Origin of the sequence: Nocardioides eburneus (assembly GCF_040838215.1) — a bacterium.
In the GTDB taxonomy this organism is placed as follows: domain Bacteria; phylum Actinomycetota; class Actinomycetes; order Propionibacteriales; family Nocardioidaceae; genus Nocardioides; species Nocardioides eburneus.
In genome coordinates this window covers 122086-138283 of sequence record NZ_JBFPJR010000008.1, presented here as the reverse complement: position 1 = coordinate 138283, position 16198 = coordinate 122086, and the positions used below count along the sequence as shown (strand labels likewise).

The 16198-nt window shown below is 71.4% G+C and carries 15 protein-coding genes and 1 tRNA gene; 2 read left to right on the top strand and 14 right to left on the bottom strand.

Features of this window, described 5'->3' with window-relative positions:
- Nucleotides 1-43 precede the first annotated feature (43 nt).
- From trpS to AB3X52_RS06665, 4 genes are all read right to left on the bottom strand, one after another.
- Entirely contained in the window at nt 44-1099 is a 1056-nt protein-coding gene (trpS, locus tag AB3X52_RS06680; RefSeq protein WP_367992537.1) for a tryptophan--tRNA ligase, read from the bottom strand.
- 483 nt (nt 1100-1582) lie between these two features.
- Nucleotides 1583-1930, bottom strand: a complete 348-nt coding sequence (locus AB3X52_RS06675; RefSeq protein ID WP_367992535.1) for a hypothetical protein — start codon at nt 1928-1930, stop codon at nt 1583-1585.
- Between the two features lie 81 nt (nt 1931-2011).
- Entirely contained in the window at nt 2012-2542 is a 531-nt protein-coding gene (locus AB3X52_RS06670; RefSeq protein WP_367992533.1) for a DUF4334 domain-containing protein, read from the bottom strand.
- A gap of 84 nt (nt 2543-2626) precedes the next feature.
- Complete coding sequence (locus AB3X52_RS06665) at nt 2627-3733, bottom strand: hypothetical protein (protein WP_367992531.1); 1107 nt, start codon at nt 3731-3733, stop codon at nt 2627-2629.
- A gap of 373 nt (nt 3734-4106) precedes the next feature.
- Here AB3X52_RS06665 and AB3X52_RS06660 point away from each other — a divergent pair.
- A tRNA-Lys gene (locus tag AB3X52_RS06660) sits at nt 4107-4179 on the top strand.
- Between the two features lie 125 nt (nt 4180-4304).
- On the opposite strand, the gene AB3X52_RS06655 is transcribed toward AB3X52_RS06660, so the two are convergent.
- The 4 genes from AB3X52_RS06655 to AB3X52_RS06640 form a co-directional block, all read right to left on the bottom strand.
- Entirely contained in the window at nt 4305-5621 is a 1317-nt protein-coding gene (locus AB3X52_RS06655; RefSeq protein ID WP_367992529.1) for a M20 family metallopeptidase, read from the bottom strand.
- A gap of 212 nt (nt 5622-5833) precedes the next feature.
- The gene (dmpG, locus tag AB3X52_RS06650; RefSeq protein WP_367992527.1) at nt 5834-6862 is read right to left on the bottom strand and encodes a 4-hydroxy-2-oxovalerate aldolase; all 1029 of its coding nucleotides are present in this window, start codon (nt 6860-6862) and stop codon (nt 5834-5836) included.
- Between the two features lie 2 nt (nt 6863-6864).
- Nucleotides 6865-7866, bottom strand: a complete 1002-nt coding sequence (locus tag AB3X52_RS06645) for an acetaldehyde dehydrogenase (acetylating) (RefSeq protein WP_367992525.1) — start codon at nt 7864-7866, stop codon at nt 6865-6867.
- On the bottom strand, nt 7863-8681 hold the full coding sequence (locus tag AB3X52_RS06640; protein WP_367992524.1) for a 2-keto-4-pentenoate hydratase: 819 nt from the start codon (nt 8679-8681) through the stop codon (nt 7863-7865). Before AB3X52_RS06640 ends, AB3X52_RS06645 begins: the two co-directional genes overlap by 4 nt.
- A gap of 69 nt (nt 8682-8750) precedes the next feature.
- On the opposite strand from AB3X52_RS06640, the gene AB3X52_RS06635 reads away from it, so the two are divergent.
- Complete coding sequence (locus AB3X52_RS06635) at nt 8751-9506, top strand: IclR family transcriptional regulator (protein ID WP_367992522.1); 756 nt, start codon at nt 8751-8753, stop codon at nt 9504-9506.
- A gap of 40 nt (nt 9507-9546) precedes the next feature.
- Here the strand turns inward: AB3X52_RS06635 and AB3X52_RS06630 are convergent, their stop codons facing one another.
- The 6 genes from AB3X52_RS06630 to AB3X52_RS06605 all read right to left on the bottom strand — a co-directional run bounded on the left by AB3X52_RS06630 (nt 9547) and on the right by AB3X52_RS06605 (nt 16184).
- Nucleotides 9547-10308: an IclR family transcriptional regulator gene (locus AB3X52_RS06630; RefSeq protein WP_367992520.1), complete on the bottom strand. Its 762-nt coding sequence runs from the start codon at nt 10306-10308 to the stop codon at nt 9547-9549.
- Nucleotides 10309-10384: 76 nt separating this feature from the next.
- On the bottom strand, nt 10385-11536 hold the full coding sequence (locus AB3X52_RS06625; protein WP_367992518.1) for an acyl-CoA dehydrogenase family protein: 1152 nt from the start codon (nt 11534-11536) through the stop codon (nt 10385-10387).
- Nucleotides 11533-12429: a 4-hydroxyphenyl-beta-ketoacyl-CoA hydrolase gene (gene couO / locus AB3X52_RS06620; RefSeq protein ID WP_367992516.1), complete on the bottom strand. Its 897-nt coding sequence runs from the start codon at nt 12427-12429 to the stop codon at nt 11533-11535. The genes AB3X52_RS06625 and couO overlap by 4 nt, the downstream gene beginning before the upstream one ends.
- 28 nt (nt 12430-12457) lie before the next feature.
- The gene (locus tag AB3X52_RS06615) at nt 12458-13420 is read right to left on the bottom strand and encodes a 3-hydroxyacyl-CoA dehydrogenase NAD-binding domain-containing protein (protein ID WP_367992514.1); all 963 of its coding nucleotides are present in this window, start codon (nt 13418-13420) and stop codon (nt 12458-12460) included.
- Entirely contained in the window at nt 13417-15396 is a 1980-nt protein-coding gene (locus AB3X52_RS06610) for an acetoacetate--CoA ligase (protein ID WP_367992512.1), read from the bottom strand. The genes AB3X52_RS06615 and AB3X52_RS06610 overlap by 4 nt, the downstream gene beginning before the upstream one ends.
- Nucleotides 15393-16184, bottom strand: a complete 792-nt coding sequence (locus AB3X52_RS06605; protein ID WP_367992510.1) for a crotonase/enoyl-CoA hydratase family protein — start codon at nt 16182-16184, stop codon at nt 15393-15395. The genes AB3X52_RS06610 and AB3X52_RS06605 overlap by 4 nt, the downstream gene beginning before the upstream one ends.
- Between the last annotated feature and the right edge of the window lie 14 nt (nt 16185-16198).

Genomic DNA, 16198 nt, shown 5'->3' with positions numbered 1-16198 from the left:
TCTGCCTGACACGTCTGACGACCCGCAGATCGGCAAGAGCCCTTCAGTAGTCCATCGACATCGCCTGGCGGACCTCGGTGAGGGTGTGGTCGGCTACCGCCTCCGCCTTCGCGTTGCCGGCACGAAGGATCTGGAGCAGCTCGGCGCGGTCCTTCGCGATGCCTTGACGTCGCTCTCGGTGGGCGCGCAGGCCCTCGTTGATGGCCTCGATCACGAGGGCCTTGAGCGCGCTGCCACCGCCGCTGCCGAGGTCGTCGGCGAGGGTCTCGGGAGCCACGCCCATGAAGCCGGAGGCGATGGTGAGCAGATTCGCCACCTCGGGCCGACGCTCGGGCTCATACGTCATCGTCGGCTCCGAATCCGTGCGCGCCTTCCGGATCAGCTTCGCCGTCTCGTCCTCCGTGGCCGCGAGTCGGATCACGTTTCCCCGACTCTTGGACATCTTCTGCCCATCCACGCCGAGGATGAGTTGGTGGTCGTTGATCAGAGCCGTGGGCTCAGGAAAGACCTCCGCGCCGGCGGCGTAGCGCGCGTTGAAGCGCCTGGCCACGACGCGGGTCTGCTCGACGTGGGGCAACTGGTCCTTGCCGACCGGAACGACGTCGGCCTTGCAGAACAGGATGTCGGCGGCTTGATGAACGGGGTAGGTGAGCAGGAGGCCCGACAACGGGCGGCGACTGGCCACGAGCTCGTCCTTGACCGTCGGATTGCGCTGCAGTTCGGCCTGGGTGACCAGGCTGAGGAACGGCAGCATCAGCTGGTTCAGCTGAGGCACTGCCGAGTGAGCGAAGATGGTCGAGCGTGCCGGGTCCAGGCCTGCGGCCAGATAGTCCGCGAGCAGCGACAGCGTGTTGTCCTTGATCTGGCCGACCGAATCGCGGTCGGTGATGACCTGGTAGTCGGCGATCAGGACGAACGACTCCACCCCGCGCTCCTGGAGCGCGACGCGGTTGCGCAGACTGCTCAGGTAGTGACCGATGTGAAGGTCACCGGTCGGTCGATCGCCGGTCAGCATCCGGTGCCGACCCGGCTCTTGCTCGATGGATGCCGCCGTCTCGCGGCTGCGCTCGATCGCGGCGTCGACAGTCGTGATCGTCATGCTGCTCCTCGGGGTTGAGCCCTCGGGCGAGCACGAGCTGGGTCCGTCACAGACTCCGAGCCGCCCGAAGGCGGCTCGATGGGTTCGTTCGTGACACTCGGCGGCCGCCTACTCGGTCGGCCACCACCACTGCGTCACACGGCTGGTCACACGAAGCAGTCTAGGTCACGTCACCCGATGGCTCGTGACCGCCGAGACCGACCTGGAACGGCTCATGGCCATCGGAAGCTGGTCGCGGGCATACCAGGCGATCCACGTGATGGGGAAGAAGACACCACTCAACACAGCGACTGGCCAACCGGCACCACGCCGCCGGCTGCCTACGCCGGTGGACACGCCTGCGAGAAGGACGCAGACGCCCGGCACGGCCAGCAGGAGAACGACGTACACGGCCTCATGCTCTCTCACCCGCGAGCGGACCGCCAGCGCTCCCTGCCTCGCGACGCTGACGCGTCCGTCCGTCGAGGCGGCGGAGCGCGATGGTCAGGCGTCGGCTCGCGGCGCAACCGCAGCTCTGCGTAGCAGACGACGCAGGTGTCGAGTGAGCGGGAACCCCGTCACCGCCGCGAGGAGCGGTATGAGCCGCCACGCCGTCGGACGGTTCACGATGTCGATCTGCATCCCGGAGGCTCGGGCATGGAAGGTGCAACTGGTGCCCGGAGGGATCCAACTGCGTGAAGGATCGCCGTACTGTCCGTTACCCCAGATCGGCGTACACAAATAGGGGTCGGCGAACGCCGGCGTCACGAGCCAGAAGATCACGAGGGCTGCGCAGATCGCCGTGACGAGATAGCCGAGCACGATGATCCAGCGCCCCGGGTAGACGTCCACGTGAGCACCCTGTCACGTACGGTCGCGTCCGGACCGGGCTATCGACCGATCCGGCGGCACCGGACCGCGCACACGAGCCGCTCAGTCGCGCTGCAGGATGAAGAAGTAGGGCCGAGGGATGCGCCGCAGGTCCATCACGCCGAGCACCGTCCGGTCGTCGACGCGACGGAAGACGTCGATGATCGGCAGGTGGTCATAGACCATCGCCGCCGTCACCACGCCCCGGTCCCTCACCTCGCGCAGCCTCGCCCGATGCTTCCGGGCGCGCAGGACCGGCGTCAGCACGCCGAGCACCACCCTGCCTCGACTCACCGCGGCCGGTGGGACCTTGTCGATGAGCCCCAACGGGATCCACCTCGGCTCGACGGGGAAGATCTCGCCCGCGGGCGTGGCGAAGAGCAGAGGATGGACGTGGTCGATGTCGTCGAACTGCTTGCCGTACCACCCGGATGCCGCCAGCAGACCGTCCATCGGATGGCCGGTCGCGAGCTCCCGGCCACGCCAGCGTCCGATGAGATCCCTCGCCTCCACTGCTGCGAGACCGTCGAAGAAGGCGAGCGCGGCGGTCGGCGTACACGCGGGCTCCAGGGCCGCGAGGTCGTCCGCCGTCATGGCTCCCCTCTCCTCGACCTCCGACCGTAGCGGATCCCAGACCATCTCTCCGGTGACCGAGATGACCTGGATGAGACCAGCGACTCATGCTGGCGGCGGCACCTGTCGCCAGCTCTGGGCGGCATCGACAGTGGCGTAGAGCCGGCCGCCGTTGAGCGTGATGAGGTAGCCGATCCTCTCGGAGACGAAGGTGGCGTGGAACCCGCGGCGCTGGAACGCGCGCGGGATCCGGGCAAGGGTGCTCGTGGTGCGGCCACCGTCGCGGGTCGCCTCGACGCGTGCCCCGCGGCCGGGGGCGATGACGGCGTAGGCGGTGGTGTCGCTGAGCGGGAAGAGCGCGCTGCTGGTGGTCCCTCCCACCTTCTCGAAGACGGCGGTAGGACGAGCGTCGCGGTCCTGGCGGACGAAGTGCTCCAGCATGCCCGTCGCGCAGGTCGCCCACAGGACGCCGGCCGAGGTCGCGACCGGCCGCTCAGTCAGGCACAGCCCGGTGTCGATCCGACGCCAGGCCCGGCCACCGTCGTCGGAGCGCAGCGCGGTCTCCGCGCCTGTGCCCGCGTTGAGGAAGACCCAGACCGCGGCCCCGAAGGCGGCCGCGGTGATCGGCCCCGCGACGTCGGTGCGGGCGGGCAGGGTGTCGAACGTGCGCGGTGCCTCGTGGCCGGTCGGGTCGATGGTCCACAGGGTGGCATGGTCGCAGGCGGCGCCCGGTCGCGGGCAGTTGCCGGTCAGGACGTAGGCGGCTCCACCTCCGAGAGCGACCCGGACGGGTTGCTCACCGGCGGGAAGGTCGACCCTGGTCCAGGTCCGGGCGCCGTCGTCGGTGGCGAACAACGACCTTGGCGCACCCTCGCCCTGGCGCCGGCCGGTGGCGGTGATCGCCAGCCCCGTCTCCGGGGTGTCGAAGGCGAGGTCGAGGACGCTGTCCGCGCCGGCCGGGCCGGGATTGCCCGGAGCACCCGGCGGCGGCGTACGCGGCGAGAGGTCGCCGCCGGCGTCGATCTCCCACAGCGCTGGGGACTGGTCGCGGCGCCAGCCCACCACGTAGGCGGCGCTGCCCCCGGCGGGCACGACCTCGCTCGCCCAGCCCGGCACCGGCACGGGTGCCGACGAGCGCGCAGGCTTGCCGCCGACCGCGCTGACCGCGGCCGGCGGGGTGCCCGGTCTGTCTGGTGACGCGTCGGAACTCACGATGGTCACGTTCGAGGCACAGCCCGTCACGAGGATGGACGAGGCCACCAGAGCACCGCCCACTCGGAACCCGCGCGGGAACACTGTCGAGACGCCCATGCCGGTACGACGCACCGTCGCGCGCCTTGGTTGCGGGACGGCGGCGCTCGCGTCGCATGTCAGCAGGTCCGGTTCAGCGGGACCGCCAGGAGGAAGAGCGCACCGACGATCTTGGTCGCGGTGACCGCCCAGCGCGGCCACAGGCATGCTCCGATAACCTTCACGCTACCGGGCACTGACACGTCCGGTGGGTCTGATCGAGCGGTCGAAGCGGCTCCTGGGAACGATCATCACGATCGCTCCGGGTTTCCAGCCAACTTCTCAACCAGTCCCCGGGCCTCTAGCTCAACTGGCAGAGCAGCGGACTTTTAATCCGCGGGTTGTGGGTTCGATCCCCACGGGGCCCACCCAGGAGAAGTCAGCGGCGGCGACGGTCACGAGTGGGACCAAGGCCGCCACCGTGCCCCGGCGGATTCAAGCCCGGGCAGAGGCGGCGCTGGTCACAGACTTTGCCAGCCACGGCTGCCGGTCGTCAGTCGAAGTACGACGCGACGTCGACCGCCCCGCCGGCGGCCTCGAAGTCGTCGGCGACGGCGCGGCGCAGGTCGGCGTCCCAGAGGAAGTCGGCGGCGACGGCGGCGAGGCCGCCGGCAGCGTCCAGGACGACCCGGTCGGCGGTCTCGGTGACGGCCGCGGCGGCGAACTCGCGACTGTGCAGCGACACGTCGGGCTCCGCGATCTTCACCATCGCGTGCAGACCGGGGACGCGGAAGGAGACGTTGCCGAAGTCGGTGGACCCGGCCAGCAGGTCCGGGACGACACCGGGCGCGAGGACCGCGTGGCCGCGCTCGGCGTACCGCGTCGTCCAGGCGGCCGCGAGCGGGCCGTTGTTGCGGATGGGCAGGTACGCCGGCGGCTCGTCCCAGTGCAGCTCGACGCCGCAGCCGGTCATCAGCGCCGCGCCGCGGGCGATGTCCTCGAGGCGGGCGCTGAGGAGGCGGAGCTCCTCGGCGTACTGGCTGCGGACGTAGAACAGCACCTCCGCGCGCTCCGGGATCACGTTGGGCCGCTGGCCGCCGTCCGTGACGACGGCGTGGACGCGGTCGCTCGGCGGCATCTGCTGACGCTGGAGGGCGACCCCCATGTAGAGCAGGTTCGCCGCGTCGAGCGCGTTGCGCCCCATGAAGGGCTGGATGGAGGCGTGCGCGGCGATGCCGGTGAAGACGACCCGCAGCTGGCGTCGGCCGAGGAAGACCGGCTCCGCGACGTCGTAGCCGAACGGGTGGACCATCAGCGCCGCGTCGACGCCGTCGAAGGCGCCCTCGCGTGCCATCAACTCCTTGCCGCCGCCACCCTCCTCCCCGGGCGTGCCGAGCCAGACGACGGTGCCCGGGAGCCGGTCGCCGAGCCGGGCCAGCGCGAGGAACGCGCCGAGGCCGGCGGTCGCGATGACGTTGTGGCCGCAGCCGTGGCCGATGCCGGGCAGGGCGTCGTACTCCGAGCAGATCGCGAGCGTCGGTCCGTCGCCGGTCCCGGCCTGGGCGCGCAGCGCCGTCTCGAGTCCGTACGCCGACCGGGTGACCTCGATCCCGTGTGCCTCGACGAGGTCGGCGAGGGCGGCCGCCGTACGGCGCTCCTCGAAGCCGACCTCCGGGTGCGCGGCCAGGTCGTGCGACGCGGCGAGCAGCTCCTCCTCGAGCCCCGCGACGAGCGACGCGAGCTCCGTCACGACCTCGGCGGGCGCCCCCGCCGCCGTGGAGGTCGGCGCCTGCAGCGTCCGTGCGCGGGCCTCGGTCTCACGGTCGAGCTGCTGGAGCACGAACGGGTCGACGGGATGGGGCTCGTGCATCGTTCTCCTGAGGTCGTGGCCGATGGTGCGACGACCGTAACAGCGCCGCTCGTCGGCACATGATCCGTCCCCGCGGGACGGAGCTGCCGGACGGAGCGACCGGGCTGAGCGACCGGGCCGAGCGACCGCACCGGCCGTCGAGCCGGCCGGAGACGCACAGCAGCCCCCGGCAGGGGGCCGGGGGCTGCTGGGCGAACGAGGTGTCCGCGCCGTCAGGCGGTCGCGGCGACCTGACGCTCCTGGACGAAGGTCAGCGCGATGTCATAGATCATGTCCTCCTGGCCACCGACGAGCCGGCGCCGGCCGCACTCCATCAGCAGGTCGCGGACGTCGACGCCGTACCGCTGGGAGGCGACCTCGGCGTGCCGCAGGAAGCTGGAGTAGACCCCGGCGTAGCCGAGCGTGAGCGTCTCGCGGTCGACCCGGACCGGCCGGTCCTGGAGCGGGCGGACGATGTCGTCGGCCGCGTCCTGCAGCTTGAAGACGTCGCAGCCGTGCTTGAAGTCGGACAGGTCCGCGACGGCGATGAACGCCTCGATCGGGCAGTTGCCGGCGCCGGCGCCGTGGCCGGCGAGCGACGCGTCGACGCGGTAGACGCCGTTCTCGACCGCGACCACCGAGTTGGCGACCGAGAGCGAGAGGTTCTCGTGGGCGTGGATGCCGATTTCGGTCTGCGGGTCGAGGAGGTCGCGGTAGGCCTTCACGCGCTCGGCGACGCCGTTCATCGTCAGCCGGCCACCGGAGTCGGTGACATAGACGCAGTGGGCGCCATAGGACTCCATCAGCTTGGCCTGCTTGGCCAGCTCCTGCGCCGGAGCCATGTGGGAGAGCATGAGGAAGCCGGAGACGTCCATCCCCATCTCGCGGGCCGCCGCGATGTGCTGGGCCGAGATGTCGGCCTCGGTGCAGTGGGTCGCGACACGGACCGAGCGGACGCCCAGGTCGTAGGCCTGCTTGAGCTCGTGGATCGTGCCGACGCCGGGCAGCAGCAGGGTCGTGAGCCGGGCACGCGTCATGACCGAGGCGGCCGCCTCGATCCACTCCCAGTCGGTGTTCGAGCCGGGGCCGTAGTTGACCGAGCCACCCGCGAGGCCGTCGCCGTGGGCGACCTCGATCGCGTCGACGCCGGCGTCCTCGAGGGCCACCACGATGCGCTTGACGTCCTCGGGGGTGATCCGGTGACGGACCGCGTGCATGCCGTCGCGCAGGGTGACGTCCTGGACGAAGATCTCGGTGCTCATGCTCAGTTCTCCTTGCCCGCACCGGCGGCCGCGAGACGCGGGTTGCCGTTGGCGGCGATCTTCTCGGCCATCTGGACGGCGGCCGAGGTCATGATGTCGAGGTTGCCGGCGTAGGCCGGGAGGTACATCCCCGCGCCCTCGACCTTGAGGAAGACCGAGACCTGATGGGTCGGGGTGATCTCCTCGCCGTCGACCAGCAACGTCTGGACCGGCTGGTCCTCGGGGATCGCGGTGATCTGGACCTCCTGGACCATCTGATAGCCAGGGACGTACGCCGCCACGTCGGCGACCATCTTCGCCACCGAGTCCTTGATCTGCTGCTTGACCGTCTCGACGTCGTCCCCCTCCGGGAGGGCGACCAGGGCGAAGACCGTGTCGCGCATCATCAGCGGCGGCTCGGCCGGGTTGAGGATGATGATCGCCTTGCCGCGGCGGGCGCCGCCGACCTTCTCGATCGCCGCCGAGGTGGTCTCGGTGAACTCGTCGATGTTGGCGCGGGTGCCGGGGCCGGCCGACTTCGAGGCGATCGAGGCGACGATCTCGCCGTAGGCCACCGGGACGACCCGGCTGATGGCGGCCACGATCGGGATGGTGGCCTGGCCACCGCAGGTCACCATGTTCACGTTGGGAGCCTCGATGTGCTCCTCGAGGTTGACCGCGGGGATCGTGTAGGGGCCGATGGCGGCCGGCGTCAGGTCGATCATCCGGATGCCGAGCGGGGCCAACTTGTCGTTGTTGTACTGGTGGGCGCCGGCCGAGGTGGCGTCGAAGACGATGCCGATCTCGTCGATCTGCGGCGACTCCAAGAGGCCGTCGACGCCGGTCGAGATCGCCTCGAAGCCGAACTTCGCCGCTCGGGCCAGCCCGTCGGAGTTGGGGTCGATGCCGACCATGGCGGCCATCTCGAGGTGCTGGGCGTTGCGCATGATCTTGATCATCAGGTCGGTGCCGATGTTGCCCGACCCGATGATGGCGACCTTCGTCCTACCGGTCTGATCGGTCACGATTCCACTCCTACGGTGAACGTCACCGAGCCGAGGTCCGACACGGTGCTACGAACGGTGTTGCCGGGGGCGATCGGGCGCATCGGCCCGAGGGCACCGGACAGGATGACCTGGCCCTTGCGGAGCGGCTCCCCGAGCTCGCGAGCCTGGCGGGCGAGCCACACGACCGCGTTGACGGGGTCGCCCAGGCAGGCGGCGCCGGTCCCGGTCGAGACCTCCTCGCCGTCGATGGTCATCGACATCACGACGTCCTTGGGCTCGAACTCGTCGAGACGCTTGTGGGTCGGCCCGAGGACGTAGACGCCGGACGACGCGTTGTCGGCGACGGTGTCGCCGAAGCTGATGTCCCAGCCGGCGATGCGGCTGCCGCAGACCTCGATCGCCGCGACGGCGTAGTCGATCGCGCCCCGGACCTGGTCGTCGTCGAGGTCTCCGTCGGCGAGGTCCTCCGCCAGGACGAAGGCGATCTCGGCCTCGGCCCGCGGCTGGAGCACGGCGTTCGCGGGGATCGTGTCGCCGCCGGCGTACGCCATGTCGTCGAAGAGCACGCCGAAGTCGGGCTGGTCGACGCCCAGCTGCTGCTGGACGGCCTCGCTGGTCAGGCCGATCTTGCGGCCGACGACGGTCGCGCCGGCGGCGAGGCGGGCGGCCGTGAGGCGCTCCTGGACGGCGTACGCCGCCGGCAGGTCGTCGCGCCCGATCAGGTCGCGCACCGGCGGACAGGGGACGCCGGTGGCCGCGGCCTCGAGCAGTCGCTCGGCGGCCGCGCCGACGGCGGCGCTCGCGCCGGCGTCGGCGATGGTCGTGTCACTCATGGGAGGAGCGTCTCAACCGGCTCGGCCGAAGACCACGAGATCGTTCCGCTGAGCGGTACGCTCTTTCTCGTGGCCCACGATCTCGACACCGTCCTCGCCAAGGCGGTCACGATCCTGCGGTCGTTCACCCCCGACGACACCGTCCTCTCGCTCGCCGAGCTGACCCGCCGCACCGGTCTTCCGAAGGCGACCGTCCACCGGCTCGCCGGCGATCTGGTGAGCCATCGCCTGCTCGACCGCTCCTCGGTCGGCTACCGGCTCTCCGGCGGTCTCTTCGAGCTCGGCCTGCGCGCGTCGGTCGAGCGCAGTCTGCTCGAGCTCGCGATGCCGTTCCTGCAGGACCTCTACGAGCGCACCCACGAGACCGTCCACCTCGGCGTGCGCGAGGGCCACGACGTCGTCTACGTCGCCAAGATCGGCGGCCACCGACAGGCGACCACCCCGTCCCGCACCGGCGGCCGCATGCCCGTCCACTGCACGGCGATCGGCAAGTGCCTCCTGGCGTACGCCGACGACGAGGCGCAGGCCGACGTGCTGGGCGGCCCGCTCGAGCGTCGTACGCCGCACACGGTCGTCGCCCCCGGCCTACTGCGCCGCCAGTTGCGGACCGTGCTCGAGACCGGGGTCGCCTTCGAGCACGAGGAGTCGGCCGTCGGGCTGCAGTGCGTCGCCGCCCCGGTCCTCGCCGAGGGCGACCGGGCGCTCGCGGCCATCAGCGTCACCGGGCCCGTCGGGCGCTTCCGGCCGGAGGCGCACGTGGACGCCGTACGCGCGGCCGCGCAGGGGCTCGGCAGCCTCGTCTCCCGCCGGCGCTCACTCGTCTGAGCCCGCCCGCCGGGCGACGCGTGGACCCGGCGGCCCGTGGTCAGGACCCCGGCGCGGGCGCCGCGGAGACGGCGCGGCCGATCCCCCGCGCCGCCATCGTGAGCCCGGTGAGCAGCCTCCCGAGCTCGCGCCGGAAGTCGGGTACGACGACCCCGACCGCCGCGACCACGTCGTCGCCGCTCCACACGGGGACGGCGACGGAGCACGCTCCGAGGGTCATCTCCTCGCGGGTGGTCGCGTGACCCTCGGCACGCACCCGCTCCAGCTGACGCGCGAGCAGGCCGGGAGCGGTGACGGTGTAGCGGGTCATCGGCTCCAGCGACCGCATGACGCGGTCCACGACCTCGGCCGGCGCGTGGGCGAGCAGGACCTTGCCGACGCCCGTCGGATAGAGAGGCAGTCGCGCGCCGACCCGGCTCACGACCGGCACCGACGCCTGGCCGGAGAGCCGGTCGAGGTAGAGCACCGCGTCGCCCTCCCGGATGGCGAGGTGGACGGTCGCCCGGGTGGCCGCATGGAGATCCTGGAGGTAGGGCGAGGCGACGTCGCGCAGGTCCGTCTCCTCCGACGCGAGCAGGCCGAGGCTCCACAGCCGTCGTCCGACCCGGTAGACGCGTCCGTCCCTGACGAGCGCCTCGCCGGCGACCAGCTCGCGGACGATGCGCAGCGTCGTGGCCGGCGCCAGACCCGCCCGCTCCGCGATCTCGCTGAGCGTGAGCCGGCGGTGCCGGTCGTCGAAAGCACCGAGCACCGTCAGCGAGCGCGCCACGAGGGACGCGCCCGGGGCCGATCCGCCAGCCATGCGCCACCTTTCACTCAGTGAAAGCGTAGCGCCGCCGGTACGGCGCGGCCTACCTCGAGACCGCGCTGGATCCGGTTCAGTCGCTCAGCACGTCACGCGCGATGACGAGACGCTGGATCTGGTTGGTGCCCTCATAGATCTGCGTGATCTTCGCGTCGCGCATCATCCGCTCGACCGGGAAGTCGCGGACGTAGCCCGCTCCCCCGAGGAGCTGGACGGCATCGGTCGTCACCTTCATCGCCGTGTCCGAGGCCAGGCACTTCGCCACCGCCCCGGCCGTCGTGAGGTCGGCGCCGTGGGAGTCGAGCTCGCGCGCCGCCTGGTGTGTCAGCGCCCGCGCGGCGCGGATCTGGATCTCCATGTCGGCCACCATGAACTGCAGGCCCTGGAAGGTCGCCAGGGGCTTGCCGAACTGCTGCCGCTCGCCGAGGTAGGCCGACGCCACGTCGAGCGCGCCCTGGGCGATGCCGACGGCCTGCGCGGCCACGGTGGCGCGGGTGCGGTCGAGGGTGCCGAGCGCGATCCGCATCCCGGCCCCGGTCTCGCCGATCAGCCGGTCCGCGGGGACGAAGACCTTGTCGAGATAGACCTCGCAGGTCGGAGAGCCCTTCATCCCCATCTTGCGCTCAGGCGCGCCGAACGAGAGCCCAGGGTCGGTGGCCTCGACGACGAACGCGGCCAGCCCCCGGGGTCCGGCGTCGGGGTCGACGGTGGCGAAGACGACGTACGCGTCGGCCGAGCCCGCGTTGGTGATCCAGCGCTTCGTGCCGGTCAGGACCCACCCGCCCTCTCCGGCGGTCGCACGCGTCCGGATCGCCGCCACGTCGCTGCCGGCCTCGGGCTCGGAGAGCGCGAACGCGCCGAGCCACTCCCCCGACGCGATGCGCGGCAGGTAGCGGCGCTTGAGCTCCTCGCTCCCGGCGAGCAGCAGCGGGAGCGCGAAGAGCTCGTTGGCACCCGCCACCTGCTGGGTCGTCGCGCAGGCACGCGCGATCTCCTCGGCGACCACGACACCGGCGAGATGGTCACCGCCCTCGCCGCCGTACTCGGCGGGGATGGTGATCGCGTGCAGGCGGGCCGCGACGAGCGCGCGCAGCGACGCCTCCGGGAAGGCGCCGTGCTCGTCCACCTCTGCGGCGCGCGGGGCGATCTGCTCCTCGCAGACCTGGCGGACGACGTCGCGCAGCTCGAGATGGTCGTCCCCGAGGCCGTAGGTCGGCCGGCTCACCGGCCACCGTCCAGCCCCAGGATGCGCAGTGCGTTGCCCTTGAGCAGCAGGGGCAACACCTCGTCCTTGATCTCCAGCGTGGCCAGGTCCGTGAACCACCGGTCCGGGGTGATGACCGGGAAGTCGGATCCGTAGAGGACCTTGGCGCGCAGCGGTCCGTTCAGCTGCTTGACCAGCTGCGGAGGGAAGTACTTCGGCGACCACCCGGAGAGGTCGACGTAGACGTTGGCCTTGTGGGTGGCGATGGAGATCTGCGTGTCGACCCACGGCACGGCGGGGTGCGCCATCACGATCGTGAGACCGGGGTGGTCGGCGGCGACATCGTCGAGGAGGAGCGGGTCGGAGTAGCGCAGCTTGATGCCCCGCCCGCCCGGAAGGCCGGCACCGATGCCGGTCTGACCCGTGTGGAACAGCGCCACGACGCCGAGCTCCTCGAGGGTGGCCCAGAGGCGGCTGAAGTCAGGATGGTTGGGCTCGAAGGCCTGCAGGCCGGGGTGGAACTTGAAGCCGCGGACGCCGTACTCCTCGACCAGCCGGCGGGCCTGGACGACGGCCGCATCCCCGCGATGCGGGTCGACCGAGCCGAACGGGATCAGGACGTCGGCGTGGGCGGCGGCCCGCTCGGCGATCTCCTCGCTCGAGATCGGCGGGTGCCCGAGCCCCGTCTGCGCGTCGATGGTGAACACGACGGCCGCCATGCTCCGCTCGCGGTAGTAGGCGGCGAGATCGTCGACCGTCGGCGTCCGCGGATGGTCGCCGCGGAAGTACGCCGCGGAGGCGTCCATCAGCTCCTCGTCGAGCGAGAGGTGGCCGTGGGCATCGGCCTCGACATGGGTGTGGAAGTCGAGTGCGGTGATCGCCTCGGTGTCGATGTGCGGGGTGTAGGTCGTCATGTCGTCCTTGTCATGGTCGGGCGGCTGATCAGGGCAGCGCGGCGCGGCCGCGCTTGGCCTCCAGCAGCGCCACGAGCAGGTCATCGCGCTGCGCGACGAGCTCGCCCTCGTCGATGTTTCGGAGCTCCTCGTCCACGCCCCCGACCAGCAGATCGACGAGCGTGGGGCTCAGTCGGGCGGGCTGCAGATCCTTCATCCACTCCTCGGCGGGCGGGCCGAGGTGAGCGAGGGTGTGCGCCATGCCGCCGGACCCGCCGGAGAGGTGCTGGTTGACCAACGGCCCGAGGAGCGCCCAACGCAGGCCGGGACCGTAGGAGATCGCCGCGTCGACGTCGGCGACCGACGCGACGCCACGCTCGACGAGCGAGTAGGCCTCCTGCCACAGCGCGGCCTGGAGCCGGTTCGTGACGTGGCCCGGGAGCTCGGCTCGGACATGGATCGGCCGCTTGCCGACGGCGCGGTAGAAGGCCATCGCCGTGGCCGTCGCGGCGTCGCTCGTGGCGCGCCCCGGGACGACCTCCACGAGCGGGATCAGGTGAGCGGGATTGAAGGGGTGTCCGACGAGGACTCGCTCCGGGTGGCGACCGCACATCGCCTGGATCTCGGAGGGCGTGAGCCCGGACGAGCTGCTGGCGATCACCGTCTCGGCCGGGGCGGCCTCGTCGAGGGCGGCGAAGAGCTGCTGCTTGAGATCCATCCGCTCCGGGCCGCTCTCCTGGACGAAGCCGGCGCCGGCCACCGCCGTCGCGGTGTCCGCGGCGAAGACCAGCCGGTCGGCGCGAGCACCGTCGGCGAGGCCGAGCCGGCTCAGGGACGGCCAGGCGTCGGCGACCGCCGCCCGCAGCCGCTCCTCGGCTCCCGGGCTCGGGTCGTGGGCGACGACGTCGAGGCCGGCAGCGAGGAAGAGCGCGGCCCAGCCGGCACCGATGACCCCGGTGCCGATGACCGCGACGGGTCCGGTGATGGGTCGGGCGACGTCCGACTCGGTCACCGGTCCGCCCCGTGAGTGCGCGCGAAGTCCGCGTAGGCGTCGAGCGCGGCCGGGTCCATCAGCGCACCGGGGGATGCGGCGTCCTGGGGAGCCGCGCCCCGCAGGATCTTCTTCACCGGCACCTCGAGCTTCTTGCCGGTGCGGCTGTAGGGCACGGCCGCCACCGGGACGATCGTGTCGGGCACGTGCCGCGGCGAGAGAGCGCCTCGGATCTCCCTGACCAACCTGGCCTTGAGCGCCTCATCGACCTCGGCCCCGGCGGCCGGCACGACGAAGAGAATCAGCTCCCCCATGCCGCCCTGCGGGTCCTCCAGGTGTACGACGACGGAGTCGGCGATCTCGGGGACGTCCTGCAGCACCCGGTAGAACTCCGCAGTGCCGAGCCGGACGCCGCCGCGGTTGAGCGTGGCGTCGGAACGGCCGGTGATCAAGCATGAACCGGCCTCCGAGAAGCGGCACCAGTCGCCGAAGCGGAAGACGCCGTCGTACTCCCCGAAGTAGGCGGCGTGCAGGCGGCTGCCGTCCTCGTCTCCCCAGAACCCGACCGGCATGGAGGGCATCGGCGAGGTGATGACCAGCTCGCCGAGCTCACCGACGACCTGGCGGCCCTGGGCGTCGAATGCCTTGACGTCGACGCCGAGGCTCGGGCCGGACATCTCGCCGGCGTAGACGGGGGTCATCGGCGAGGCCTGGACGATGCCGGTGCACACGTCGGTGCCGCCGCTGCCGACGTTGAGGACGACCTTCTCGCCGAGCTGCTCGACGATCCAACGGGCCCCCTCGGCGGGGAACGGGCTCCCGACGACGCCCATCTGCCGCAGCCGCGAGAGGTCGAACTCGGCGGCCGGACGCAGCCCCTCCTTGCGGCACTGCATGAGATAGCCGGGGCTGGCGCCCATCAGCGTCGCCCGGGTCTCCGCGGCGAGCCGCCACTGCTCGCGCAGGTCCGGATAGAGCGGGTTTCCGTCGATCATCACGACGCTCGCCCGCACCAGGAGCGAGGAGACCATCAGGTTCCACATCATCCAGGCGGTCGTGGTGAACCACAGCATCCGGTCGCCGCGGCCGAGGTCGAAGTGGAAGGCGTGGTTCTTCAGGTGTTCGATCAGGATCCCGCCGTGGCGGTGGATGATCGCCTTCGGCTTCCCGGTCGTGCCCGAGGAGTAGAGGATGTAGAGCGGGTGGTCGAACGGCACCGGCTCGAAGGACATCGGCGCGTCCGTGTCTGCGACGAGCTCGCCCCACGCGACCGTGTCGTCGAGCTCCAGCGAGCCGTAGGGCACGTGGATCACGTGCTCGGCACCGATCTCGGCCCGGATCGCCGCGACGTCCGCGCGCTTGTCGATGGCCTTGCCACCGTAGGTGTAGCCGGCGACGGCGAGGAGGACCTTCGGCCGGATCTGCTCGAAGCGGTCGATCACGCTGCGGGCGCCGAACTCCGGAGCGCAGCTGGACCAGATCGCGCCCAGGCTCGCGGTGGCGAGGAAGGCGACGAGGGTCTCGGGGATGTTCGGCAGGTACGCCGCCACCCGGTCGCCGCGCTGGACGCCGAGCCGGACGAGGCCTGCACGGACGCGGCGGACCTGCTCCGCGAGCTCACCGAAGGTCAGCTCGACGGTCTCGCGGGTCTGGGACACCGCATGGACGGCGACGGCCTCGGCGTCCTGCGGCGTGCCGAGACAGTGCTCGGCGTAGTTGAGGGTGGCCCCGGGGAACCAGACCGCACCGGGCATGGTGCGGTCCGGCAGAACGGCGTCGTACGGCGTGTGCGCCTTCACCTCGAAGTACTGCCACACCGACTCCCAGAAGTCCTCCAGCTCGTCGACCGACCAGCGCCGAAGCTCGTCCCAGCCGGCGAGGTCGACGCCCTTCTCGGACCGCAGCCAGCCGATGAACTCCTGGACGCGCGCACGTTCGACGTTGTCCGGATGCGGCTCGTAGAGTCGCTCGACGTCCTGGATCTGGTCGGCGCTCACCGGGCCGCCACCTTCGGGCCCCGGCCGGCGACGAAGTCGGCCATCCGCTGCTTGGCCTCGGTGCTGCTCTGTGCGACGGCGGCCATCAGCGACTCCAGCACGTAGCCGGTCTCGGGGTCCGCCTCGGCGATGCGCGGCAGCGCCTGCAGGACCGCGAAGTTGGTCACCGGCGAGTTGCTCGCGATCCGGTCAGCCAGCTCGAGCGCCTTGGTGAGCCCCTCCCCGGCGGCGACCCGATAGTCGGCCAGCCCGAGATCGGCCCCCTCCGCGCTGGAGAGCACCCGCCCGGTCAGCATCATGTCGGTCATCCGCTGCGCACCGATCAGGCGCGACACCCGCACCGACGCGCCGCCGCCGACGAAGAGCCCCCGCTGGCCCTCCGGCAGGGCGAAGAACGTCGACTCCTCGGCGACGCGCAGGTGGGCCGCCGTCGCCAGCTCGAGCCCGCCGCCGACGACGGCGCCCTTCAGCACCGCGATCACGGGTACGCCGGCGCCTTGGATCTCACCGAGGGCCTTGTGCCACATCCGTGAGTGGTGGACGCCTTCGACGGCGTCGCGCTCACTGAGCTCGCTGAGGTCGAGGCCGGCCGAGAAGTGATCGCCCTCGGCGGCGAGAAGTACGACCTTGGCCCAGGCGGGCAACGCGGCGAAGAAGCGGCCGATCCCGAGGATCGTGTCGTCGTCGAGCGCGTTGCGCTTGTGCGCACGAGCAAGGGTCAGCACCGCGACGGCGTCGCGCCGCTCCAGTCGCAGCGACGCCGGAAGGTCCGGGAGGAGGGTGGTCATGTGCCTACCTAATC